General features: G+C 62.8%; 25 protein-coding genes and 1 tRNA gene. 8 read left to right on the plus strand and 18 right to left on the minus strand.

What is annotated here, in order from left to right; all coding sequences use genetic code 11:
• Positions 1 to 8: 8 nt before the first annotated feature.
• Positions 9 to 476 carry a FlaD/FlaE family flagellar protein gene (locus ACGYLY_RS12605; RefSeq protein ID WP_395281269.1) on the minus strand — a complete coding sequence of 156 codons (468 nt, stop codon included), beginning with the start codon at positions 474 to 476 and terminating at the stop codon, positions 9 to 11.
• A gap of 95 nt (positions 477 to 571) precedes the next feature.
• Complete coding sequence (locus ACGYLY_RS12610; RefSeq protein ID WP_395281268.1) at positions 572 to 931, minus strand: hypothetical protein; 360 nt, start codon at positions 929 to 931, stop codon at positions 572 to 574.
• A gap of 136 nt (positions 932 to 1,067) precedes the next feature.
• Here ACGYLY_RS12610 and ACGYLY_RS12615 point away from each other — a divergent pair, with 136 nt between their 5' ends.
• A complete protein-coding gene (locus ACGYLY_RS12615; RefSeq protein WP_395281267.1) occupies positions 1,068 to 1,862 on the plus strand; it encodes a response regulator in 795 nt (264 codons plus the stop codon).
• Here the strand turns inward: ACGYLY_RS12615 and ACGYLY_RS12620 are convergent.
• From ACGYLY_RS12620 to ACGYLY_RS12650, 7 genes are all read right to left on the minus strand, one after another.
• On the minus strand, positions 1,854 to 3,317 hold the full coding sequence (locus ACGYLY_RS12620) for a polysaccharide biosynthesis C-terminal domain-containing protein (RefSeq protein ID WP_395281266.1): 1,464 nt from the start codon (positions 3,315 to 3,317) through the stop codon (positions 1,854 to 1,856). The genes ACGYLY_RS12615 and ACGYLY_RS12620 overlap by 9 nt on opposite strands.
• Positions 3,314 to 4,651, minus strand: a complete 1,338-nt coding sequence (locus tag ACGYLY_RS12625) for a sulfatase-like hydrolase/transferase (RefSeq protein WP_395281265.1) — start codon at positions 4,649 to 4,651, stop codon at positions 3,314 to 3,316. The genes ACGYLY_RS12620 and ACGYLY_RS12625 overlap by 4 nt, the downstream gene beginning before the upstream one ends.
• Complete coding sequence (locus tag ACGYLY_RS12630; RefSeq protein WP_395281264.1) at positions 4,648 to 5,571, minus strand: hypothetical protein; 924 nt, start codon at positions 5,569 to 5,571, stop codon at positions 4,648 to 4,650. The genes ACGYLY_RS12625 and ACGYLY_RS12630 overlap by 4 nt, the downstream gene beginning before the upstream one ends.
• Positions 5,568 to 6,194, minus strand: coding sequence for a glycosyltransferase (locus ACGYLY_RS12635; RefSeq protein WP_395281263.1), 627 nt, complete (start codon positions 6,192 to 6,194; stop codon positions 5,568 to 5,570). The genes ACGYLY_RS12630 and ACGYLY_RS12635 overlap by 4 nt, the downstream gene beginning before the upstream one ends.
• Before the next feature lie 16 nt (positions 6,195 to 6,210).
• A complete protein-coding gene (locus tag ACGYLY_RS12640) occupies positions 6,211 to 7,386 on the minus strand; it encodes a glycosyltransferase (RefSeq protein ID WP_395281262.1) in 1,176 nt (391 codons plus the stop codon).
• Between the two features lie 103 nt (positions 7,387 to 7,489).
• The gene (locus ACGYLY_RS12645; RefSeq protein ID WP_395281261.1) at positions 7,490 to 8,506 is read right to left on the minus strand and encodes a histone deacetylase family protein; all 1,017 of its coding nucleotides are present in this window, start codon (positions 8,504 to 8,506) and stop codon (positions 7,490 to 7,492) included.
• The gene (locus ACGYLY_RS12650; RefSeq protein WP_231184937.1) at positions 8,503 to 8,934 is read right to left on the minus strand and encodes a histone family protein; all 432 of its coding nucleotides are present in this window, start codon (positions 8,932 to 8,934) and stop codon (positions 8,503 to 8,505) included. Before ACGYLY_RS12650 ends, ACGYLY_RS12645 begins: the two co-directional genes overlap by 4 nt.
• A 113-nt stretch (positions 8,935 to 9,047) precedes the next feature.
• On the opposite strand from ACGYLY_RS12650, the gene ACGYLY_RS12655 reads away from it, so the two are divergent.
• A complete protein-coding gene (locus ACGYLY_RS12655) occupies positions 9,048 to 9,254 on the plus strand; it encodes a hypothetical protein (protein ID WP_395281260.1) in 207 nt (68 codons plus the stop codon).
• A 37-nt stretch (positions 9,255 to 9,291) separates the two neighbouring features.
• On the opposite strand, the gene ACGYLY_RS12660 is transcribed toward ACGYLY_RS12655, so the two are convergent.
• Together ACGYLY_RS12660 and ACGYLY_RS12665 are read right to left on the minus strand one after the other, a co-directional pair.
• Positions 9,292 to 10,752, minus strand: coding sequence for a single-stranded DNA binding protein (locus ACGYLY_RS12660; RefSeq protein WP_395281259.1), 1,461 nt, complete (start codon positions 10,750 to 10,752; stop codon positions 9,292 to 9,294).
• Between the two features lie 162 nt (positions 10,753 to 10,914).
• A complete protein-coding gene (locus ACGYLY_RS12665; protein WP_395281258.1) occupies positions 10,915 to 11,517 on the minus strand; it encodes a hypothetical protein in 603 nt (200 codons plus the stop codon).
• A 164-nt stretch (positions 11,518 to 11,681) separates the two neighbouring features.
• Between ACGYLY_RS12665 and ACGYLY_RS12670 the strand changes: the two genes are divergently transcribed.
• Positions 11,682 to 11,754, plus strand: a tRNA-Arg gene (locus tag ACGYLY_RS12670).
• A 244-nt stretch (positions 11,755 to 11,998) separates the two neighbouring features.
• Here the strand turns inward: ACGYLY_RS12670 and ACGYLY_RS12675 are convergent.
• Positions 11,999 to 12,745, minus strand: a complete 747-nt coding sequence (locus tag ACGYLY_RS12675) for a class I SAM-dependent methyltransferase (protein ID WP_395281257.1) — start codon at positions 12,743 to 12,745, stop codon at positions 11,999 to 12,001.
• Between the two features lie 344 nt (positions 12,746 to 13,089).
• On the opposite strand from ACGYLY_RS12675, the gene ACGYLY_RS12680 reads away from it, so the two are divergent.
• Positions 13,090 to 13,707 (plus strand): DUF309 domain-containing protein, encoded by a 618-nt coding sequence (locus ACGYLY_RS12680; RefSeq protein ID WP_395281256.1) that lies wholly within the window; start codon positions 13,090 to 13,092, stop codon positions 13,705 to 13,707.
• 97 nt (positions 13,708 to 13,804) lie between these two features.
• Positions 13,805 to 14,245: a metal-dependent transcriptional regulator gene (locus ACGYLY_RS12685; protein ID WP_231184943.1), complete on the plus strand. Its 441-nt coding sequence runs from the start codon at positions 13,805 to 13,807 to the stop codon at positions 14,243 to 14,245.
• A gap of 23 nt (positions 14,246 to 14,268) precedes the next feature.
• Here ACGYLY_RS12685 and ACGYLY_RS12690 read toward each other — a convergent pair whose 3' ends face one another.
• The 6 genes from ACGYLY_RS12690 to ACGYLY_RS12715 all read right to left on the minus strand — a co-directional run bounded on the left by ACGYLY_RS12690 (position 14,269) and on the right by ACGYLY_RS12715 (position 20,764).
• Positions 14,269 to 15,972 carry an acyl-CoA dehydrogenase family protein gene (locus ACGYLY_RS12690; RefSeq protein WP_395281255.1) on the minus strand — a complete coding sequence of 568 codons (1,704 nt, stop codon included), beginning with the start codon at positions 15,970 to 15,972 and terminating at the stop codon, positions 14,269 to 14,271.
• 44 nt (positions 15,973 to 16,016) lie between these two features.
• Positions 16,017 to 16,427 (minus strand): DUF5809 family protein, encoded by a 411-nt coding sequence (locus tag ACGYLY_RS12695; protein WP_395281254.1) that lies wholly within the window; start codon positions 16,425 to 16,427, stop codon positions 16,017 to 16,019.
• 24 nt (positions 16,428 to 16,451) lie between these two features.
• The gene (locus ACGYLY_RS12700) at positions 16,452 to 16,883 is read right to left on the minus strand and encodes a DUF5810 domain-containing protein (RefSeq protein WP_395281253.1); all 432 of its coding nucleotides are present in this window, start codon (positions 16,881 to 16,883) and stop codon (positions 16,452 to 16,454) included.
• 46 nt (positions 16,884 to 16,929) lie between these two features.
• A complete protein-coding gene (rimI, locus tag ACGYLY_RS12705; RefSeq protein ID WP_395281252.1) occupies positions 16,930 to 17,400 on the minus strand; it encodes a ribosomal protein S18-alanine N-acetyltransferase in 471 nt (156 codons plus the stop codon).
• Positions 17,401 to 17,889: 489 nt separating this feature from the next.
• Positions 17,890 to 19,869: an aconitate hydratase gene (locus ACGYLY_RS12710; protein ID WP_395281251.1), complete on the minus strand. Its 1,980-nt coding sequence runs from the start codon at positions 19,867 to 19,869 to the stop codon at positions 17,890 to 17,892.
• A 130-nt stretch (positions 19,870 to 19,999) separates the two neighbouring features.
• Positions 20,000 to 20,764 (minus strand): hypothetical protein, encoded by a 765-nt coding sequence (locus tag ACGYLY_RS12715; RefSeq protein ID WP_395281249.1) that lies wholly within the window; start codon positions 20,762 to 20,764, stop codon positions 20,000 to 20,002.
• A gap of 127 nt (positions 20,765 to 20,891) precedes the next feature.
• On the opposite strand from ACGYLY_RS12715, the gene ACGYLY_RS12720 reads away from it, so the two are divergent.
• The 3 genes from ACGYLY_RS12720 to ACGYLY_RS12730 all read left to right on the plus strand — a co-directional run bounded on the left by ACGYLY_RS12720 (position 20,892) and on the right by ACGYLY_RS12730 (position 22,702).
• Complete coding sequence (locus ACGYLY_RS12720) at positions 20,892 to 21,578, plus strand: hypothetical protein (RefSeq protein WP_395281248.1); 687 nt, start codon at positions 20,892 to 20,894, stop codon at positions 21,576 to 21,578.
• A 59-nt stretch (positions 21,579 to 21,637) separates the two neighbouring features.
• Positions 21,638 to 22,147 carry a deoxyuridine 5'-triphosphate nucleotidohydrolase gene (locus ACGYLY_RS12725; RefSeq protein ID WP_395284112.1) on the plus strand — a complete coding sequence of 170 codons (510 nt, stop codon included), beginning with the start codon at positions 21,638 to 21,640 and terminating at the stop codon, positions 22,145 to 22,147.
• 258 nt (positions 22,148 to 22,405) lie between these two features.
• Positions 22,406 to 22,702, plus strand: coding sequence for a hypothetical protein (locus tag ACGYLY_RS12730; RefSeq protein ID WP_395284194.1), 297 nt, complete (start codon positions 22,406 to 22,408; stop codon positions 22,700 to 22,702).
• Positions 22,703 to 22,731 lie beyond the last annotated feature (29 nt).

Raw genomic sequence — 22,731 nt, forward strand, 5'->3', positions numbered from 1 at the left:
GGGAACTCTCAGAGGGATGCGAGGCGAGCGATGTAGACGAGGCTCAGGACGTGGTCGCTCGTATCGAGCGACGCGGGTCCCGCCGAGCCGAATCGATCCGTCTCCGAGAAGCCGTACATGTACGAGCGGAGGGATTCGTAGGCGGATTCGCTCACCCACTCGACGTCCGTGTAGTACGAGAGCGCGTTACCGGTGTTCTCGAAGCCCGCCTTCTCGACGAGGAAGTCGAGCCATTCGAAGACGATGACTTCCGCACCGTAGCGGGTCGGCAGTCCCGTCAGATACGGCTTTTCGGGGAGCGACCCGGACGCCAGCAGTTTGGTCTGGAGTTTCAGCAACTCCTCGCGCTGTCCGAGTCGAAGGAGGTCCTCGGCCGCTCGTTCGTCGTCATCCGCAGCGATGTCGAGGGGTGGTTCGTCCTCGTCAGCCATCCTGCGGAGTTCGCGCAGGTCGTAATCTGCCGGTCTGATACTCATTCTGATATTTAGAAGACAAGCATCTCGACCTATTTAACTCTTGGTACGAACGAGTTAGAGAAAACGCAGTTCAGAGGATGGACAGGTGTGGTTGGTTACTCGTCCGCGTCGCCGCCGCGCCGCTTCTGTGCGACGACGATGACACCGAGAAGACTGGCGAGGAGGCCGAGCTTTCGGGTGAGTTTCCCGCTCCCGGCGGGTTCGGAACTGAAGTCGTCCGCACTGACCTCGTCTTCCTCGTCGTCTTTCGATCCGAAACGACGCTTGGCGACGAACAGGGCGAGGCCCGCGACGAAGAGCAGACCGAAGAGCGGTTTCAACAGCGTCGTCGGCGACGTTCCCGACGACTCCGTCGTGGTACTCGTGCTGACGGTCGCGGGGGCGGAATCCTCGTCGGGGTACACTCGTTCCTCGACGAGCGCCGGCTTTTCGATATTGATCTTGAGGAGTGACATCACCATTCCATTCGTCACGGAACAACGTTATAGCTTCTGCCTCCGAACGGTTTCCATCACGTTCGAACGTTGTAGAAATCAAACCGGAGAATGCCGGACCCGTCAAACTTACGACGGTCAGCGGAAATCAAGGGATATGGCGATGCCGATCCGCGTGTTGCTGGTCGACGACGAACCGGACCTCGCGGATATGGCGGCCCTGTTTTTGGAACGGGAACGCGACGCGCTGGAGACGGACGCGGTGACGGGTCCCGACGATGCGCTCGCGCGACTGAAAGCCGACGACTTCGACTGTGTCGTCAGCGACTACGACATGCCGACGATGAACGGCCTCGAACTCCTCGATTCGGTTCGAGACGACCACCCCGAACTGCCGTTCGTCCTGTTCACCGGCAAGGGAAGCGAGGAGATAGCGAGCGAGGCGATCTCCGCCGGCGTCTCGGGATACCTCCAGAAGGAGAGCGGCACGGACCAGTACACCGTTCTCGCGAACGTCGTGGCGAACGCCGTGGAGAAATACCGTGCGGAGTGTGCCCTCCACGAGAGCGAACGCCGATTCGAGGCTGTGTTCGACGACCCCTTTTCCTTCATCGGACTCCTCGAAACGAACGGGACCGTTATCGCGGTCAATCAGACCGCCCTCGACGCTGTCGATGAGAGAGCGGCGGTAGTCGAAGGAAAACCGTTCTGGGAGACGCCGTGGTGGTCGTTTTCGGCCGACGTGCAGGCGGAGTTGCGCGACAAAATCGACGAAGCCGCGGACGACGAGTTCGTCAGGTTTCGGACGAGGAACTGGACGAAAAAGTTGGGCTGTCTCGCGCTCGACGTCATCATCCGTCCGGTTCACGGCGAGTCCGATGCCGTCGAAACGCTCATCGTCGAGGGTCGGAGCGTCGAAAACCACGACGGATGGTCGGAAGCGCTACGATGAGGGAAACGACCCGCGAACCGCCTCGCCGAGCGTGTGCCGAACGCCGGGACTGACGACGAGGAGGACGCCGACGTAGACGATGCCGCCGAGCGAGACGAGCGAGAGGAGGTCGGTCCACGACGCCACGGGAACGAACGTGTGGGCGATGGAGACGGCGACGAACATGACGAGACTCGCACCGACCTGTGCGGCCATCGGGCGTGAGACGGGGACGATGCCGACGATTTCGGCCCGAAGGAATCGGAGCGCGCCGAGGTACATGACCGATTCCGCGACGATGGTGGCGAGGACGATGCCTATCGGACCGTACCCGAGCGTGAGGGGGACGCCCAAAACGAGGTTGATACCGACCGCGAGCGCCGAAAGTCGCATCGCCGCGTCCGGCCTGTCGAACCCGTTGATGGCCTGCAAGAGCGGCCCGCTCTGCGTGCGAACGACGCGATAGGCGGCGAGACCGATGAGGAGGACGGCGGCGTTCCGGTAGTCCGGACCGTACACGGTCACGACGAGGGGTTTCGAGAGCGCCAGCGACCCGAAGAGGATGGGAAACGCGAGGATACCCGCGTAGGCCAGCGTGTTCGAGATGTCGCGGGCGGCACCGCCGACGCGCTCGTCCCGGGCGCTGACCGTCGTCATCAGGCCCCGTCCGGCCATGTCCGCGACGAACACGGCCGGGAGGGTGAACTTCCACGCGACTTCGTACCACCCGGCCGCCGCCGTGCCGTTGGCGAGGAGGAATCCGAGGAGAAGCACGTCGAGGCGGTCGTAGGTCGTTCCCAAAAAGGTGGAAGGGACGCTGTATCGCGCGTAGTCGGCGAGATTCCGAACGAACGCGCGGGACGGTATCGCGGGACGGGCCGCGACGAGACCGACCGCGAACGGGATAGTAAGCGCGGAGGCGAGGGACAGGCCGAAGACCATCCCGGCCGATCCGACGACGGTCGCGGTGCTGAGCAGGGCGACGAACCCGATTTGGAGCGGGAGGGTGAACACCGACCTGAGCGTATCGACCCACGTCGCGGCGCTGATTCGGCCGCGGCCTTGGACGAGGCTCGCTATCGTTTCGAACACCGATTCGGTGGCGAGGAGGCAGACGAGCAACACCGGAGCGAGCGCGAGTCCGGTATAGTTCCGGAGGGCGTCACCCGCGAGGAAGACGACGATTCCCGCGAGGAGGAGCCATCCGGCGTTGAACAGCAGTTGTGCGCCGAAGGCGAAGGGACGGAGGGAGTCGGATTCGGAGACGCGCTTTTTCCCGGCGAGCGACCACCCGTTCATCGGTCGGTCCGCGAACTTCACCAACGCATAGAGGAGATAGACGCCGCCGAACGCGCTCGGGCCGAGCCATCGTGCGAAGATGACGGTTCCGGCGAAGCCGATGAGCGCCATCGTAAACTGGGCGACGGTTCCGCCCAGCGTCTCGCTACTGAGTTTGGTTTTCGCCGCTTCGCTCATGCATAGCCGAGGTCGCGCAGTTGCTCCTCGACGGCGGAGGAGACGGTCATGTCGTTCGTCACGGTGCGCCGGTTCAAGTCGTTCACCAGTGACTCAATTCGCTCGCGTGGCTTTTCTATTTCGCCATCCTCGCGGAAGCCGTCGGGCGTCTCCCAGCCGTAATAGTTCGGGGCGACCAACCCGTGCAGTTCCGTATCGAGCGGGCCGATGTCGAACCCGTCGCGAGACAGTGCGGCGCGGTGGCGGTCGGTCAGGCCGTGGTATTCGACCAGCCACTCCGGTTCGTCGTCCGCGTTTAGTTCGCCGAGGAGATTTCGTCCCCGCGAGTCGCCGTCGATATTCGCGATGTCCAGCATCGTTCGATGGACGTCGAGGAGGCTGACCGGTTCCGTGCGGCGTTCAGGTTCCTCGGATTCGTTTTTGCCGGACTCGTGTTCCTCGCTCCATATGCAGAGCGGTACCTTCGTCACCTCGGGATAGAGGCCACAGAGGTGTTCCCATGCGTCGTGTTCGCCGAGGGCTTCACCGTGGTCCGCGAGCGTGACGACGTAGTCGAACTCCTCCCTGAGTTCTGCGAAGATGGCGCGATACCGGTCCGCGAGGTAGCGAACGCCGTCGTCGTAGGCCCGCCGGATTCGTTCGGGGTCCGCGTCCGGCGACGAGAGCGTCGCCCGGAGACCGTCGAGTTCCGGCGGTTCCACGGTTCGGAACTCCTCGGGCGGGTCGTAGGGGGCGTGAGCCTCCATCAGGTTGACGAAGAGGAACTCGTCGTCGCCGAACTGGGTCTCGCGGACGAACTGGAGCGCCTCGGTCGCGCCGTCGTCGCGGGTCGTCCGTCCCATTCCCAAATCGCGGAGTTTGAGGAACGCACCGCGCTTGAGCGACGGGACGGTGTCACAGTCGCCCAACAGTACGTCTCGGAGGGCCAAGAGGTAGCGCTGCGGTCCCATCTCCCGCGTCTCGGTGATGAAGCCGTCCCAGTCGTACACGTCCTCGGAGAGGGCGTCGAGTCGCCAACTCCCTTCGAATCGGTCGAACCCGCGATGGAAGTCGAACGGGCGCGAGATGTTGACGTTGGCGCTGAAGGCCCGGGTGGTGTAGTCGGACGAACCGAACGATTCGGCGAGGACCGGTTCGGGACAGTCGAGGCGTTGTGCCCCGGCGTAGACGCCCAACTCGCTCGGATACTTTCCCGCGAACAGGGAGGCGTGGGCGGGAACCGTCCAGTGGGAGGTCGAATAGGCGTTCTCGAACCGCGTCCCCGGAAGCCAGTCGAAGTGGCTGTCGAAGGCATCCTTCCGCACGGTGTCGAGGACGACGAGCGCGACGTTCATCGGTATCCCAGCGCCGAAAGGCGCTCGTCGACCGATGCGTTCGATCCGTTCGATGCATCCTCCCCTTCCATCCACTCCCCGGGGTCGTAACTCCCGGTGTCGGTTCCGCTGGTGATCACCCACGGGACCTCGCGGAGGACGCGAATCGGCGTGCTGTCGGGGTGCCCGTAGACGTACCATTCGCCGAACCCGTTACCGTGGTCCGCCGTGATGACGACGCGCTCGGCGTCGAGGTTGTCGAGAAGGACCTCGACCTCGGAGAGGGCGTACCTGAGGTTGTCGCGGTACGACCGCCACACCTGCTTTCGGGTGAGGTCGCCGCGCCGCAAGCGTTCCCAGACGCCGACGCGCTCGCCGAACTCGTCCTTGCTCATGGCGTCGCCCGGAAGCGGGTCCGGAATCGACGGGAAGTGCGGTTGCATGTAGTGGACGACGAGTTTGTCCGGGTCCTCCTCGCGCCCCGCCGCGATTGCCCGGTCGGTGACGGTGCGGGCGGGAACCGTCCCCAGTTGGTCGTCCCACCCGTCCCGCCACACTTCGTCCAGTCGAGCGAAGTTGTCGGCGTCGAGGTGGCGCGCGGAGTTCGGATTCGCGGTGACGTGGACCGTATCCGAACAGTCCCGCGTCCCGAAGTTCGCGCGCATCCACTCGTCCGAGCGGGTTCCCGCCGAATCGAAGCGCCAAACGCGCTCCACGAAGGGGATGTCGGGTGCGACCTCACACATGCAGTCGAACCGACAGCCGTCGAGGACGACGAGCGCGTCCCACGGATGGTCGTATATCGACTCGCCGAACGACCGTCGGTCGCCGATTCGACGGAGAATCCCCTTGTAGAGTTCGTACGCCGACTTGTCCACGCCGCGCCAACCGTCCGCACGGATCCGGTCGCTGCTCTCGTTCAGCCAATCGTCGAACGTCATCGGTTCACCTCCGCGTACCGAATCCGGTCGACCGCGTTCCAAAAGCCCCGACGCCAGAGCCAGTCGTTGACCCTTCCGAGCGCCGTCTCGGGGACGATACGCTCCTTGTACTCGGCCGGATACTCGCGTTGCAGGCGGGTTTCTTTGTCCGCGTCGATGCTGGCGCGCGTACGGTCGGGATGGGACATCGTGATCGCCGGGTCGTATCGACACGAGCCGTAAGACTCCATCCGCCACCCGAACTCCGTATCGTCCCGCCACCCCGCGTACTCGCTTCGAAACCCTCCGGCGTCGAGCGCGGTATCACGGTCGAAGGCGAGGTTGCACCCGACGTACAGGCCCGTTCCGTGATACGTTCGGCCGCCGCTGACGCTCCCCTCGACGCAGACCGCCTCCCGGTCGAAAGCGCTCGCGACGCTGGCCACCCAGTCGGGGGGCGGTCGGCAATCGTCGTCGGTGAGCGCCACGATGTCCGCGTTCGCCGCCTCGATTCCGGCGTTTCGCGCCTCACAGATGTCGAGGGTCGCGTCGTCCACGACCAGCACTTCGAACTCGGTTTCGGTCTGGTTCTGTAAGGCGGCGACTACGCCCTCGTGATCGTTCGACGGAACCGTCGGGATCACGACCGAAACGCGGGGATCATTGGATGCGTATGGGTTTCGTATCATCGGCATCTACTGCGGTGCGTTTCTCGGCCGCCTCACGATGCGTCCTGTCGACCACTTCGCGCAAGGACTGTGCGAACGTCCGCCTGTCGTATCGTCGAGCGAACTGCTGAATATCGTCGGTATCGAAGTCGTCCGGGTCGAACGCCTCGACGGTTTCCCGCAGCGAGCGGACGGTCGGAGCGAATCCCAAGCCGGTCTTCCCCTCCACGACCTGCTGTCGGGTGTACCCTTCGTTCACGCCGATGAGGGGTTTACCCGCCGTCAACGCCTCCGCGCCGACCAACCCGAAGTCCTCGTCCTTCGGCGCGTAAACGACGGCGGTTGCGCGGGAGACCACGTCCTCCACGTCCGGGAGGAAACCGAGCAGTTCGACGTTGTCGTGGGCGCGCGCTTTCCGTTCGAGCCGTTCCCGTTCCTTTCCGTCGCCGACGACGAGTAGGCGTTCGTCCAACCCCGCGAACGCGTCGATGACGAGGCCGATTCGTTTCTCCGGCGCGAGTCGGGACCACGTCACGAAATAGCCGTCGTCACCCTCGTCCCGCCAATCCCCGGTCACAGGGGGATAGACGACCGTGGCGTCCCGATTGTAGTATCGTTGGATGCGGTCACGGACGAGTTCGCTGTTGGCGACGAACCGGTCGATGTAGTCGTTGGCTTCCTTATCGAGCGTCCGCCACCACTTCGCGTACCCCTTCAGGGCCAACTGGACGCCGGGATAGTCGAACGCGGCGAGTCGCTCACGGTAGAGGTCATACAGCCATCGAGGCGGGCTGTGCGGGTAGTGAAGTACCGTCTGGTCCACCGGAGGGACGTACGACTTCGAGAGCGGGGCGCTTTCGAGGACCACGTCGTAGTTCGCCAGTTCGTCGTGCGCGTCGGTCCAATCGAGCGCGACAGACATCGTCTCTAGCGGGTTCATCCCTTCGTTTTTCCATTCGAGCAGATGCCCCGAGAGACCGCGCGTGTACTTCCCCTGCCGTATCGGAACGATAGTCACGTCGTCGGGCGATTCGATGCCGTCCGCCACGTACATGGTAAATATCGGTGCATCGAGCACTCGCGCCGCTTCGATGGCGAATCGTTCGCCGCCCCCCATGGCGGGAAACCTGTCGTGCAATATCGCTACGTCGTGTGAATCCAGCCTCATTGGCCACCCCTGAACGTGAATTCGTTACGCCGCGTTCACTGATAAACCTGAGTGCGTTTTTTATTATACATTCATTGAAGGGTAAAATAGTGGAATTAAGATTCTAGTCGGTTTCAAAAACCGGATAGGAGTCGCGGACGTCCGCGATCAGGTCACGAACCTCCTCGTTCGCCTCCTCGTCGGGGACGACGGGGTCCATCCCGTCGAACACCTCGTGGACCATCGCGACGCCGTCCGAAAGCGTGTCCAAGCCGTATCCCCCTTCGAGGACGTACCCGAGCGCCGCACCCACCTCGTCCGTCAGGTCCCGAACGCGAGCGGTGAGCATGCCGTACCCTTCTGTCGAAACTCGCATTCTGGAGATTGGGTCGTGACGGTGGGCGTCGAATCCCGCGCTCACGAGCACGAGGTCGGGATCGAAGTCGAGAATCGCCGGGGCGATGAGGTCGTCGAACACCGCCCGGTATTCGGGGTCCCCCGCCCCCGCCGGGAGCGGAGCGTTGAGGGTCGTTCCCGCCCCGTCTCCCTCGCCCGACTCCTCGATTTCGCCCGTGCCGGGATACAATCCGTCCTCGTGAATCGAGACGTAGAACACGTCCCCGTCGCCGTAGAAGATGTCCTGCGTTCCGTTGCCGTGGTGGACATCCCAGTCGATTATCGCGACCCGCTCCGCATCGCCGTCGTCGATGACCGATTGGGCCGCGACGGCGGCGTTGTTGAAGAAGCAAAATCCCATGGCGTCATCCGCCACGGCGTGATGCCCCGGTGGACGACCCAGTGCGAACGGCGTCGAGCGGCCGTCTTCGCCCGCAAGTGCCGCCTTTGCGGCCCATTTGGCCAGTCCCGCGCTTTCGAGCGCGGCGTCCCACGACTCCTCGACCGCGACGGTGTCCGGGTCCCAGTTCCCGCCGCCGCTCTCGCAGAACTCGCGAAACTCCTCGACGTACCCCGCGTCGTGGACCGCGGTCACTTCGGCTTCGGTCGCGGGCGACGCTTCGACGTATTCGACACCGTGTTTTCGTGTGAGGGCCCGTCGAATCGCACGCAGTCGGTCGGGATTCTCGGGATGTCGCTTCCCGGTATCGTGAGCTAGACAGACCTCGCTGTAGCCGAATTTCATTCGAACAGCCTGAAGTAAGTCTCGATGTCCTCCGCCTTAACCGTTCGCCGGTCCGCGTGATGGGCGAGTATCGTCGCGGCGGCCGCGACGTTGTTGGCGTAGTCTTCGAGGATGTCGGCGAGCGCCACGCGCGCATCCATCGAAACCCGGTAATCATCGTCGATATCGAGACGGGCGATTCGGTCCACGGGGGCGACCGGGAGAACGAGATCGTCCTTGTCGATGACCTGTTGGACGCCGAAATCCGCCGCCATCAGCGTCTTCCGTCCGTCCTTCGTCGCCTGTTTCGCCGCGTCTACGGCCAACTCCGCGCCGTGAATCTGAATCCGGCGGGCGAGTTCTTCGGCGGCGTCCGCGCTGACGCGGAGGTCGCCTGCTTTCCGTCGGATTATCGTATCGACCGGCGCAAACGGAAGCTCAACGCTCATAGTCCAAAGCGGAAGTCAGTCGCCCTTAATCTTTCCCTACCGTCGTTTGCGGCAAATTCGACGGGGAAACTGCCAGCACGAATAAAAAGGAAGACGGTGAACTGGCGAACACGATGAGCGATCCACACGAACGCGACCGAACGATGGCAAAGGAAAAAGAGGAGTCCGAGGATGCGAAGGACAAAGAGGAGGCCGAGCAGGCCCGCGAAGAGGAACTCGAAGACGAGACGGAAGTGGAGCAAAAGCAAGCCCGCGAGGACGCGGCGACCGACGAACAGAACAAGGACAACCACCGCGACGAAGAGCCGTTCCAGAGCTAAGGTAGCGAAATCGGGCGGAGAGAACGGAGAGACGGACTCAGAAGACGTCGTCGGCGTCGAGTTTCCCGCCGCGGCGTTCCCCGCGTGCGGTGACTTCCTGTCCGAGGTGAACGTCCGCGTCCGTCTCGACGCTTATCGTTTCGTCGCCGTCGTCTAACACGACGGGGTTACCCGCTTGAACGACCGTGCCGGTGAATTCGACGAATTCGCCGTCGTCGGTCGTCGTGGCCGGACTGGTTCCTTTCGACGTTTCGGAGTCCGTCGTGGTCGCGTCGGAATCGTCGGAATCCGTCGTGCCGTCGGCGTCGCTCCCGGTTTCGAACGCACCGAGACCGGTTTCCGAATCGGTCGAGTCGTTCTCGTCGTCCGCACCGGCGGTATCGGTCGGCGAACCGCTGTCGAGGACGGAGATGGTCGACTGCCACCCCGCGGAGGCCTCGATGTCATCGGCCCAACCGTCCTTGATGGAGACGTCCGCGAAAGCGGCTTTGTCGCCCGGCGCGAGTTCGCGGTCGGCCTTTTTACCCCACAGCGCGACGCGGATGTCGCCGGTTTCGTCCTGCACGCGGACGTTTTTCACCTGTCCCTCCGATCCGTCGTCCCGGTCGAAGGTCCGCTTCGGGTCCGTGGAGCGAATCACGCCGACGATGTCGGCCGTGTCGCCGATTTCGAGGTCTTCAATAGGCGTACTCTCCGGCACGTATTCGATGTCGGCGTCTATCTTCTCGACGGCACCGCGGTTGCCGACGTGAAGTTCGAGGTTGCCGTCGCGCTCGCGGACGTACCCGTCGACGACTTCGACGGCGATTCCGGCGGAGAGTTCCTCGGCCGCGTCGGCGCGCTCGTCCCAGAGCGTGATTCGGACCCGACCCGTCTCGTCGCCGACGGTGAGGTTGGCGACCCTTCCTTCCGACCCGTCGTCCCGGTCGAAGGTCCGGACGGTTCCCGTGTCGAGCAGTTTGCCCTGCAGGTTCACGTCCGAGAGGCCGAGCGAGAGGTCGGACACCGTATAGGAGTCCTGTACCTGCACGTCGATCTCCGTGTCGTCGTCGGGTTCCGCTTGATCGACGTTGACCTCGGTCCCGCTGTAACCGTCCGTCGGGCGGCCCTTGATTCGAAGCACCTGCCCCGGTTCGAGTTGCTCTTCAGCGGCCTGCGCGTGTTCGTCCCAGAGCGAGATGCGAATCGAACCCGTCTCGTCCGCGACGTCGACGTTCAGGACGTGGCCGTCCTCCGCGTCGTCCCCGTCGCGTTCGAAGGTCCGAACGTCGCCGATGCTCGTCACCTTGGCAACGAACTTCACTTCCTCGATGCCGGGTTCGATGTCGGCGACCCCGTTCACTTCGCTTTCGCCCAGTTCGTGCGCGATGAGCATTGCGGCGGTTTCCTCGTCCGCAAGCCCACCCATCTGTTCGACTTTTTCCTCGACGGCGTCCCGGAACTCGTCCAGAGAGATGTCGGCGTCGAGGTCCCCGTGTACCTCGTCTATAACGCCCATAATCGTATTCGGTTGCAGGGTTGGCCGTCGCTTAAGCGTTGTCTTTGTGTCGGCAATCGGACGGAGTTCGCCGATTGCGATGCGGTTCGTTCCATGCAGAACAGTGGTCCCCCCTTCACTGATAAACCTACGTTCCGCTCCTGAATGTCGCTTTCGTCGGCGTTACTTTTTCGTGGTGGTGGAACTTTCTCTGTCCGTATCCGCGACGACTTTCGACTCACCCATGCTCTCGTGCGTGACTGTCACCGACTTCGGGAGCGCCCCCTCGAAGGTGAACGTCGCCCGGTATTCGATTTCGGTGATACACTCGGAACACCCGACGCTGCCGTCCTTCCGCTTCGTTCCCATCGTCACCGTGAACGCGCTCGACGACGTATCGCATTTCGCGCTCTCGATTTTTGGCCGGGTGCAGGAGTCGCTCCCCGTCATCGACCCCGTGACGACGAGTCGCTTTTTCGAGTCCTCGAACTCGATAGCGGCATCGTTTGTCGGCTGCCCACACTCCGCGCTGATGACTTCCAGCGACCGATCTTTCACCGTCACGCCCGCAGTGGAAGTCGAAGTCCGCGTCGTCGTCCCCGTTTCCGTCGTCCCTTCGGCAGTCGTGGTTTCGCTCGCCGTGGTCGTCGTGGTCTCGGTCGTCCCGGTTCCGCCCCCGTCCGACTCCGAGTTACCCGGACTGCCACCCTCTCGGCTCAGACAACCGCCGAGCAGACCGACCGTCGTCGCCGCACCCGCACGTTTCAGGATGTTTCGTCGTTGCATACCACAGAGCACCACTTCCGTTCTAAAAGCACTGGCGTAAGGAAAAATGGAAATTTGAGTTATCGACACGGTCTCCGCGTCCGCGGTTCGTGCGGGTGGGTCGCATCCCCACACCGTCGCCACATCGCAAGCGCTATTAAGCCGACCGCGAAATGAATGATTGAGTCCTGGTAGGGTAGTGGACTATCCTCTTGGCTTGCGGAGCCAGGGACCGGAGTTCAAATCTCCGTCAGGACGTCATTCTTCAGGAACCGACTCACGAGAGCCGAGGCTCTCGTGAGTCGTGGAGGAAGATGACGACAGCGGAGATTTGAGCCAACAAGACGCACGCCCGCGAGCGAAGCGAGCCGGAACGTCTTGTGCAGTTCAAATCGATGTCGGACCGTTTCGGTCCGACGTGCTTCGCGCTCGTTTCACTCGCGCGAAACTCCGTCAGGACGTTTCTGCTAACATGACACCGACGAGCGCAGCGAGTCGTTTCTCACTTCACCGCGCGAATCAGCACCTTCTCGTTGCTGAAGTCGGTCACTGCGCCGTCCTCGACGGTCACGTCGTAGACGACTTCGGCTTTCGACCCACGGACGAGTTCGTCCAGTTCCTCGCGCGCGCTCTCGTCCGGATTCGTGCGCTCCGCCCACGACTCGTAGTCGAGGTCCTTGCGCATGGTGACTGACTCGTCGATGGTGAGTCCGACGTCGCGGAACCAATCCTGCCACCGCGCGACGGAATAGGCCTCGCCGTGAGTCGAATCGCGGAGGCGTTCGAAGCGGTTGTAGAAGGCGGCTAGTTCGTCGTCTTCGGGGACGATGTTATCCTCGAAGGCGACGACGCCGCCGGGCGCGAGAACGCGGGCGACTTCGCTCACGAACGCCTGCGGATTGGGGAAGTGGTGGGCCGCGATGCGGCAGGTCACGGCGTCGAAGACTTCGTCCGCGAAAGGGAGTCGCTCCGCGTCGGCGACCGCGCCGGAGACGGGGAACGCGTCAGTGGCCGTCTCGACCATCGCGGGTGTTGCGTCGGCGGCGATGACGGTGGGAACCGTTTTGGCGAGCGCGCCGGCGGTGTGTCCGGCACCGCACGCGATGTCGAGTCCACACGTGGCGTCCTCGCACCACGAGGCGAGGAGTTCGAGGTCCACACCGTCCCGGTGAACGTCGCTGTCGAGGTAGGAGGCCGCGACGCTGCCGAACGAATCCGTCGTCGCCCGCTTCCGTTCGATGTCGTCCATACGGATCGTAGGACGAACGCCACAAAGGCCGTTGTCGTTCGCGCAGGTTTCGCCGACCGCGCGTTTGCCATGGTGTGACAGGCCAAATATGGCGCGAACCGTGACACTTTTGACCCTCGCGAGAATATTTACTCGTGTATGAGTAAAGTTGAGAACTACCGACTGTTCGTTCGTGACTTGAAGAAATGGGCCGTCAAGAAAACCGCGAAGTAACCGGTATCCACGGTTACACCCACTGACGGTGGCTCCGTCAGGTCCTGCATCACCCTTTTCGAGCCGTTTGCCGTCGTCCGGAAGAGCATTCGTCCGGAGGAGTTTTTCATCGGCGGCGGGGAATGAACCGTATGGACGCTTCCCTGCGGGCCGGGGTCGCAATCTACAACGCCGGCGAGTTCCACGCCGCCCACGACGCGTGGGAGGACCACTGGCTGGACCTCGAACGGGATACCGAGGACGAGCGACTTCTCCACGGACTGATTCAGTTCACGGCGGTGGTATACCACGCGGGCGACGGGAACTGGGCTGGAATGCGGGGCCTCGCGGAGAGCGCGGCCGCGTATCTCAGCGGACTTCCGAACGATTATCGGGGCATCAACGTCGAGACGGTTCGTACCTACCTCCGCGCGGTTCGGGACGACCCCGAACACGTCGAGCGCAGCGCGCCGCCGAGACTGACCAGCGGCGGAATCGTTCTCCGTCCCGACGACCTCGGCTTCGAGGAATCCGCGGTCGCCGCCGTCGTTCTGGCCGAGGAGTTCGGCTACGACGAATCGACGTTCGAACGGGCGGTGGAGTTCGCACGTGCCGACCTGGAATCCGGGGACGAGGGAAGTCGATTCATCACGTTCCTCATGGATTTCGTCCGCCAACCCGAAGACAGGGCACTGATAGCACAGCGCCTCGGCCAGCACGTCGAAAAGCGGGAGTTTCGGGAGACGGACGTGGACGGGTTGTTCGAGTGACGATCCCGACGTTCGTTCACGACTACCGTTCGCGATTTCCGAGACGAATCGAACGGTGGGAATGATTTATGTCCGTGACACCCGCTAGAGTCAGACGATGAGCGAGGTTTCCGCGAGCGTCGGACGCTATCTCAGTACGATTCACCTCGTCAGCGAGAGCACCGGCCGTCCGGCCAAAACAGGCGAGTTGGCGACGGCGTTGGACGTGAGTGCGGCCAGCGTCACCGAGATGCTCGGGACGCTCGAAGCGCGCGACCTTGCGACCTACGAGAAGTACAAGGGCGCAACCCTCACGGACGACGGCGAGGACACCGCACGCGAAGTCATGTGGAAACACTGCCTCGCGGAGAACTTCCTGCTGGGCGACCTCGAAATCGACGATCCGGAGGAGGCGCGGGAGATGGGGAACGCCCTCTCGGACGAGGTGGCGGCCCGCATTCGCGAACACATCGACCATCCGTGTGCCGGGGAGTGTAGCGCACCGAAGAGCGAGTACAACGAATGCTGTGACGACGTGCGCGACGCCGAAGCGAAGTAAGCGACCCGGACGGGTCGACGCGACTACGCGAACCGGACGATTTTCTCGAACGCATCGAGTGAAAGGGTATCCCCGGAAGGGATTCCCCGTGCCGTGGAGCGACCGAACGCGTCGGCGACGAACTGGCGAGCGACCAGTTCCTTCCGTTCGTTGCCCGCCGCGAGTTCGCCGTCCGCCTCCGACAGCAACAGCGCGGCGGTGTACACGTCGAAGACGTACTCGGCCAGTTCCTTCGCGTGGAGTTGGGCGTACTCCTCGTCCGCCGTCGCCAACGTCACCAAGGCGTCCTGTAGGCCATCGAGTTCGTCGCGGGTGGTCGCCACGAGGTCGGCGAGGTCGTCGTGTTCCACGCCGTTCAGTCGGTCACGGATCAGGGCCATCGCCGGTTCGTGTGCCTCCTCGCGCGCGAGCGCACGAAGCACGTCGAGCGAGAGGATGTTCGAAGTTCCTTCCCAAATCGGAAGCACCTGTGCGTCGCGGAGGAGGCGGTTCGTAACGAAATCGTTCACGTAGCCGTTGCCCCCGTGGATTTCCATCGCGTACGACGCGACATCGACGGCCATGCTACCGGTTCGGGACTTGGCGATGGGAACGAGGAGGCGCATCAGCGCGAAGGCCCCGTCGTCGCCGCGGTGGTAGCGGTCGAACGCGCGCCCGGCGTCGAACGTGAACGCGGTTGCCGCCTCGTGCGCCACGGCCATCTCCACCAAGTCGCGGCGCATGAGCGGATACCGGTCAATGGGGTTGCCGAACGCTTCGCGATTCGCGGCCCGAATCTTGCTCTCCAACAGGGCTCGACCGATGAGACCGCAGGACGCGAAAGCGTTGGCGATGCGTTCGAGGTTGAGCATCTCGGACATGTACCGGAACCCGGATTCCAGTTCGCCGACGAGGTACGCCTCGGTGCCGTGGAACTCGACCTCGCCGGTCGGAACGCTGACCGTCCCGAGTTTGTCCTTCAACCGACGGACGAGAACGTCGCGGTCCCCGTCCGGTTTCGTCCCCGGAACCAAAAAGAGGGAGAGGCCGTCAGTTCCGTCGGGCGCGTCCGGCGTCCGCGCGAGCGTGAGGATGGCCCCGGAATCGACGTTCGAGCAGAACCACTTCTCGCCGGTCAACCGCCAACCGTCATCGGTGCGTTCCGCGACGGTTTCGGTCGCGCCGACGTCGCTTCCGCCCTGCCGTTCCGTGAGGAACATCGCGCCCTGCAACAGGTCGTCGTACTCGCGGGTGGTCAGTCGGTCGTAAAAGTCGGACAGCGGACCGTCGTGGCCGCCGTCGAAGCGCTCCAACACGAGGGCCACCCCCGCGGTCATGGCGACGGGACACGTCAGACCCACGTCCGCGTACGCGAGGAGGTAGTCCATCGTCAGATGATGTAACATGGACGCCGGGGCGTCGCGGTCCGGCGGCGCTCGAAACGAGTCGGCGACGCATCCCGCACCGTACACCAATCGCTCGTTTTCGAACTGGGCCGGATGATACTCGATTTCGTTGACGCGCTCCCCGAACCGGTCGTACCGGTGCAGCTCCGGACCGTGTTCGTCGATGGTGTCCGAGTTCGGGGCGACGACCTGCCCGACGATGTCGCCGAATTCGTCGAAGCGCTCCTCCGCCCACCCCCTGTCGCCGGGGTAGGTGCGCTCGACTTCGTGCTGCAAAACGGGGTCGTACTGCCAGTAGTTCATCCCGCGCCCGCGGTCGAATTGCCCGTATTCGACGGTCATACCGACCGACAAATCGGGCGGAAACCAATTAAACCATGTCCCGGTTAAATGACGTCTCGGTACACCCGGCCGAAGGCGATTCGCTGGAGTGTCGCGATCGCCGCCTCCTCCTTTTGTTGATAGGTCGCTGCGACGGCCGTCTCCGTCGCCGGGGCGACGTGCCACGCGACGTTATCGACGTTGTCGCTTCCCTCGACGTGGACGTCGAACCCGTCGGGAACGTCGGCTTCAAACTCGTCGCGCGTTCCAGTTTTGATTTCGAGAAGCGAGGCGAACAGGGCGTCCCGTGCCGTCGCGACCACGTCGCCCGTCACGCGTTCACCGTACTCCTCGCGGTCGAAGTTCATCGCCTTTGCCGTCTCCTTGACGACGGTCTGTGCGACCGGCCCGACGTCCTCGTACTGTTCGCGGACAGCGCCTTCGGTCTCCGGAGCGAAGATTCCGTGTGTCTCCATGGCGAGTCGTTCTCGGGGAAGTAACTATTCGTTTTCGTCCTTCGATTCGTCGTCCGCGTCGGCCGCGTCATCGTCGGCTTCCTCGTCGTCGAACATCTGCTCGGTCATCTGGCGCGCCTCCGCCATTATTTGCTGAGCATCAGCGCCCATGGTCGCGTCCCGACCGTAGCCACCGGCCTGCTGAAGTTCGTCCTCCAATCCGCCGCCGTGGTCGTGGTGATCGTGACCGGGGCCGTGAACCGTATCCTCGAACACCTGCGGGTACTCCGCTTCGTCCGCGTACTCCGTGATTCTCGGCGCGAGTTCGTCGGGACCCTCCTCGTTCCACCCCGGCGCGTACTCGTCGAGCCACGATTCGTGGTCCGAATCGCCGAGAATGGCCGCGAAGGCGAGATGGTTGGCGAGGTGTTCCCCGTCGGACTGTGGCGTTTCACACACCGGACACGCATATCCCATAGACCGATGTATGGCGTCCGCACTGAAAAACAGTTCAGTCCGCGGGTCAGTCGAGTTCGACGATCATCACGAGCGCGTCCTCGCCGTCGCCGTAGTACCGCGGTATCGTCCGCAGATACCGGAAGCCAAACTCTTGATAGAGGGAAATCGCCGTGTCGTTGCTCGCTCGCACCTCCAGTTTGACGCTGTACGTTCCGCGCACGTGGAGGCCGGAGAGCGCCTGCTTCAACAGTTCTTTTCCGATTCCCTCTCCCCGACGCGAGGGGTGGACCGCGATGTCCTTGATATGTCCGAGCGCCCGGCCGTGATTCGGAATCGTGTCGGCGACGACGTAGCCGACGATTTTCATCCCGTCCGTGGCGACCAAAAACGTCGGTTCGTCCACGTATCGCTCGAACGCCGCGAACGGCCACGGTTGGCTGAACGAGGATTTCTCGATTCGAAAGATGGCGAGCAAGTCGGCTTCCTCCGCGGGGCGAATCGAAATCGAACCCGTCTCGCTCGCTGTGGAAGTCACGATTGAGCCTTCGACGCGCACGACTAAAACATCAACCCCCAGCTTTTACTGCGGTCGTGAACGGAAAGTGAGCGCGATTCGCGCTCACTTTCCGTCTTACTCCCTGGTAAAAGCTGGACCAAAAGCACGGCGTCACCCCACTTCCGTCGCTCCTTTCAATCGCTCCGTCGGAGGTTCCTTGGCCCGGAAAATCTTCGATTTTCCGGTGGACAGCTGACCGCTGGCAGGTGTGTCGCTTGCAGTTGCTCATAGAATGTCACACTGCTGGTTCGGTAGCAGGCCGACCAACCGCGATAACTAGCACACTCACCGCGAACGAAGTGAGCGGGCCGACAATTGAATGGAGCATGGAAGAGCGAAGCTCTTCCAATGCGAAATGAAAGAGGAGTGCTTTTGGTCCAGCTTTTACAGGAAGCCAGCAGGAGTGACGACAATAGTCGTCACTCCTGCCTGCGACCGTCGTAAAAGGTGGGTGCTGAAAGGTGGGTTCTAGTCGTCCGCGGAGGCCGCCGCGTCGCCGCCTTCGACCTGCTTTTTCGTGTGCGGCAGTTTGCCACCGTCGGCGAGAATCTGGCGCTCGCGTTCGGAGGCGTCGAGGGTTGCGGTGAGTTCCCAGTCGTCGTTCACGCGGACCGTGAACTCCTCCTGACCGGAGCGGACCGCTTCCGCGACATCGTCGACGATTTCGATGTCGTCGCCCTGTTCGAACTTCTCGTAGTCCTCCTCGCTGATTTCGAGGGGAATCAGACCGAAGTTGAACAGGTTGGCCTTGTGGATGCGGGCGAAGCTCTGTGCGAGGACGCCTTCCACGCCGAGGTACATCGGGCACAGGGCCGCGTGTTCGCGCGAGCTACCCTGTCCGTAGTTCTCGCCGGCGACGAGGAAGCCGCCGTCGGCGTCGAGCGCGCGCTGTGCGAACGTGTCGTCGACGCGCGAGAGCGTGAACTCGGAGAGCTTCGGGATGTTCGACCGGTACATCAGGATGTCCTGGGTCGCCGGAATGATGTGGTCGGTCGTGATGTTGTCCTGCATCTTGAGCAGGGCCGGGCCTTCGAGTTTGGAGTCGAGTTCGTCCTTCAGCGGGACGTCGCCGATGTTCGGGCCTTTGATGAGGTCGTCGTCGACGGCCTGCTCGGGCGAGATGAGGTCGGGGTCGTCGGCGCTGGTACCGTAGTTGTCACCCAGTTCGAACTCGGGTGCGTCCATGTCGCCGAGTTCGTCGGCGAGGTCCCGGGGGTCGACGATTTCGCCTTTGATGGCCGCCGCCGTGGCGACTTCGGGCGAACAGAGGTAGACGGAGTCGTCCTCGATACCGGAGCGACCCTCGAAGTTGCGGTTGAAGGTGCGGAGCGAGACGGAATCGGACGCCGGAACGTGGCCGATACCGATACACGCGCCACAGGTCGCCTCGGAGAAGTTGACGCCCGCCGCCATCAGTTCCGCGACCCAGCCCTCACGGGCGAGCATCTCGGAGGCCTGCTTGGACGCCGGGGCGACGATCATGTCCGTCTTCCGGTCGACCGTGCGGCCTTCGAGCATCTTCGCGGCGGGGAGGATGTCCTCGTAGCCGCCGTTCGTACAGGAACCGATCATGACCTGGTCGACCGACTGTCCGGCGACTTCGCGGACCGGGACGACCTTGTCGGGCATGGACGGCTGTGCGATGAGCGGTTCGAGGTCGGAGAGGTCGATGACGATTTCGTCGTCGTACTCCGCGTCGTCGTCGGCCTGGAGGTCGACGTACTCGTCCTCGCGGCCGAGTCGCGAGAGCCACTCCTCGGTCTTCTCGTCCGTCGGGAAGATGGAGGTGGTCGCGCCGAGTTCCGTTCCCATGTTCGTGATGGTCGTTCGCTCGGGGACCGAGAGCGTCTCGACGCCGGGACCGGTGTACTCGAAGATTTTGCCGACGCCGCCTTTCACGGAGAAGCGGCGGAGCATCTCGAGGATGACGTCCTTCGCGGTCGCCCACTCGGGGAGTTCGCCTTCGAGGCGGACGCTGACTATTTCGGGCATCTCGATGTAGTACGGGCCGCCACCCATGGCGACCGCGACGTCGAGACCGCCGGAACCGATAGCGAGTTCACCCAGTCCGCCGGGGGTCGGGGTGTGGGAGTCGGACCCGAGCATCGTCTTGCCGGGTGCCGCGAAGTTCTCCTTGTGGACGTTGTGACAGATACCGTTACCCGGACGGGAGTAGTGTGCACCGAACGTGCCCGCCGCGGAGCGGAGGAAGCGGTGGTCGTCCGTGTTCTTGAAGTCGAACTGGTAGGTCTGGTGGTCACAGTACTGGGCGGCGATCTCGGTCTGGACCTCGTCCATGTCGAGCGCCTCGAACTGGAGCCACACGAGGGTCCCAGTCGTGTCCTGTGTGAGAACTTGGTCGATCTCGATTCCGATTTCCTCACCGGTTTCGAGTTCGCCCTCGACGAGGTGGTCGCCGAGAATCTTTTCCGTCAGTGTTTGTCCCATATCGGACGAATATCGACCCTCCGAAGGTATAAATCCCGCGTGTTTACGTTTTCATCATTCGTGGTAAATTCGGTTCTCGTCCGGCAATCATTGCGAAAATAAAGGAACTGAAAAGGGATGGACGCGACCGTCAGTCGAACCGAACGTCGGCGATTTCGACGTCGGTCACGGTCGGCGTTCCGTCGTCGGCGCGACTCCACGAGAGCGTCGGAACGACGTCATACGCTTCGGTCCCGTTCTGAAGTTCGAGTCGAACGGTCTTTCCCTCCGCTAGCCAGCGGTTTATCTCGGCCCGTTGGTCGTCGGCGAAGCGATTGGTCTCCCCGGTACTCTTGCCGCGACGAACCGCGACGACGTCGACGGTCAACCCGTCGGCGCTGGTTTTCAGGTTCACCCGGAGCGGCACCTGTGCGCGCTCGTCGGTGAGAAACGGGAAGGAGAGGACGGCGTCTTCCGCGTCCTCTAGTCGGTCGATTTCCGTTCCCAATCCCTCCCCGACGGCACCCACCGACTTGCCGACGGCGTGCATCGACTCTTCGACCGATTGCATCGAGTCCTGCACGGACTCCTCGATTTCGCGTCGAAGCCGGTCGCCGAAATCGGGGTCGAACGGACTCGGGTATCCCTTACCGCGGGTATCGACACCGCGGCCACGACCGCGCCCGTGGCTGCGACCGTGACCGCGGTTTCGAGGGTCGTGTCCCGACGGGGGCGACGTCCCTCGTGGCGAGCGCACGTGTGGGTTCTTTCCGTGACGGTCCCAGTGTCCGCCGTGTCCGCGCTCCAATCCGCGGCGGAGGGCCTCCTCCCACGAGAGGTCGAGTTCTCGCTTTCGCCGTTTCAGCCGTTCGAACACCTCGTCGTCGTCGATTGAGATCCGAATGTCTCGGCTCATGAAACCGACTACCAGCCGGAGAAGCATAATGGTTTCCATAAAGCACACATCAAATACACATTCAGCTCACAATGAACGCACAACTAGTGCATAGATTTATGAAGTGCCCCACGCAACACCGAGAACGATGCACACACAAAGCGGGCACGACGAGCGGGTTCGAGTCGCGGGAATCGCGACGTACGACGAGGTAATCGCAGACCGGTTGGACGTTTCGGGCGTACTGACTGTCGACGGCGACGTTCGGGTCGAACGGGCGAAACTGTCCGGTGCGACGACGGTACAGGGCGATCTCCGTGCGGATACGATGACGGTCTCCGGGGCGACGAACGTCGATGGGGACGTGACGGCAGGCGATATCACCGTCTCGGGGTCGCTGTCGGCGACGGGAACGACCGCCGCCGATGCGTTCGAGTGTTCGGGGTCGGTGCAGTTCGAACACGTGAAAGCCGACGGGTTCGAGGCGTCCGGCACGGTCGAAGCCCGAACGATGCAGGCCGGAACGGTCAGGATTCGTGGCGCGATAGAAGCGGGACGCGTCGAAGCGGACGACGTCGGATTCGACCTCGTATCCGACTCGGTGGTTTCACGTCTCGTCGGGGACTCCGTCGTCGTCTCCCGGCATCGACCGGACGGGTTCCTCCGGGCGGAATACGTCGAAGGCGACCGCGTGGCGCTCGACCACGTCGACGTCGGAACCGTCGTCGGCGATCACGTGCGATTGGGTTCGGACGCCCGCGTCGAGGTGGTTCGGGCCGACGAACTCGACGTGGCGGACGGAGCGACCGTCGGGACGGTCGAACGACGCGAATAAACGACGGACACGGGTGAGCGAGTGAGTGTCACCCGAACTGCCCGAGAACGGTAACGGCTATACCATCTCGGACACGCCGTCCGTCTATGTTCGAGAGCGGAACGTTCGTCGCGGAACACGTCTCGGAGGTCAGACGGCAACAGGTGCAACCGAACGGCGTCGATTTGACGCTGGAAACGGTGTACGAACAGCGGGATTCGGGTCGAATCGGGCGCAACGGCAAGGAGATCGGCGATCGCCAGCAAGTCGAATCCGAGCAGATAACCGAGAAATCGCCGGAGAACTACTATCTGCCACAGGGCGGTTACATCGTCCAGTACGAGGAAATCATCGAAATCCCGGACGGACACATCGGCTTCGTGTACCCCCGTTCGTCGCTCATGCGAAACTCCTGCATGCTCAACACGGCGGTTTGGGACGCCGGTTACAAGGGGAAGGGTGAAGGGTTGTTGCAGGTCCACCACGACATCGAACTCGAACGGGGTGCACGCATCGCGCAACTCGTTTTCGCCGAGGCGGACCACGACGGAACCTACGACGGGGACTATCAGGGCGAGAACCTGGACTGAGTGGAATCGGGAACGAAGCGAATCGAGAGTAGTGTGAACGATTGACACTAGGGAAATCGATACGACTATTTCTATCGGGTTTCGATTGCGTCGTGAACGAGCGTGGAAGAGGAGGACGTACTGGAACGATGTGTCGAATGCGGAGAGCAGTTGCTCGAAATATACGTCGAAGACGACCGATGTCCCGATTGTCGGGACGAGTAACTGTTCGGTAGTTTGAAACGAAAGGGTTTTGCGAAGGTGTTCGCAGAGTGAACCGTGGACGAAAATCGAGCCCAGTTTTACGCTCTCTATCTCACCCGGTTCGCCAGCGGATTCGGATTTATCACGCTCGCGGCGCTCCTCGAATGCGAGCGAACGGCGAATCTCGACCTCTATGGAAGTTATAGTTCCTCGAAGTACGACCAAGTTTACTTCAATCACTCGCGGTTGAACGCCGACGTGACCGCGACGCTCGGCACCAACGGAGAACAGCAGGCGGCGAACGAGACGGACGAGACGAACGAGACGAACGACGCGAATCGGCGCACCGTGCCGTCGATGGCGGCCGCGTAATCGCGTTTCGAAACCGTCCCTTTTCGCGG

It is taken from the genome of Haladaptatus sp. CMAA 1909, from assembly GCF_043952005.1.
Taxonomy (GTDB): domain Archaea; phylum Halobacteriota; class Halobacteria; order Halobacteriales; family Haladaptataceae; genus Haladaptatus.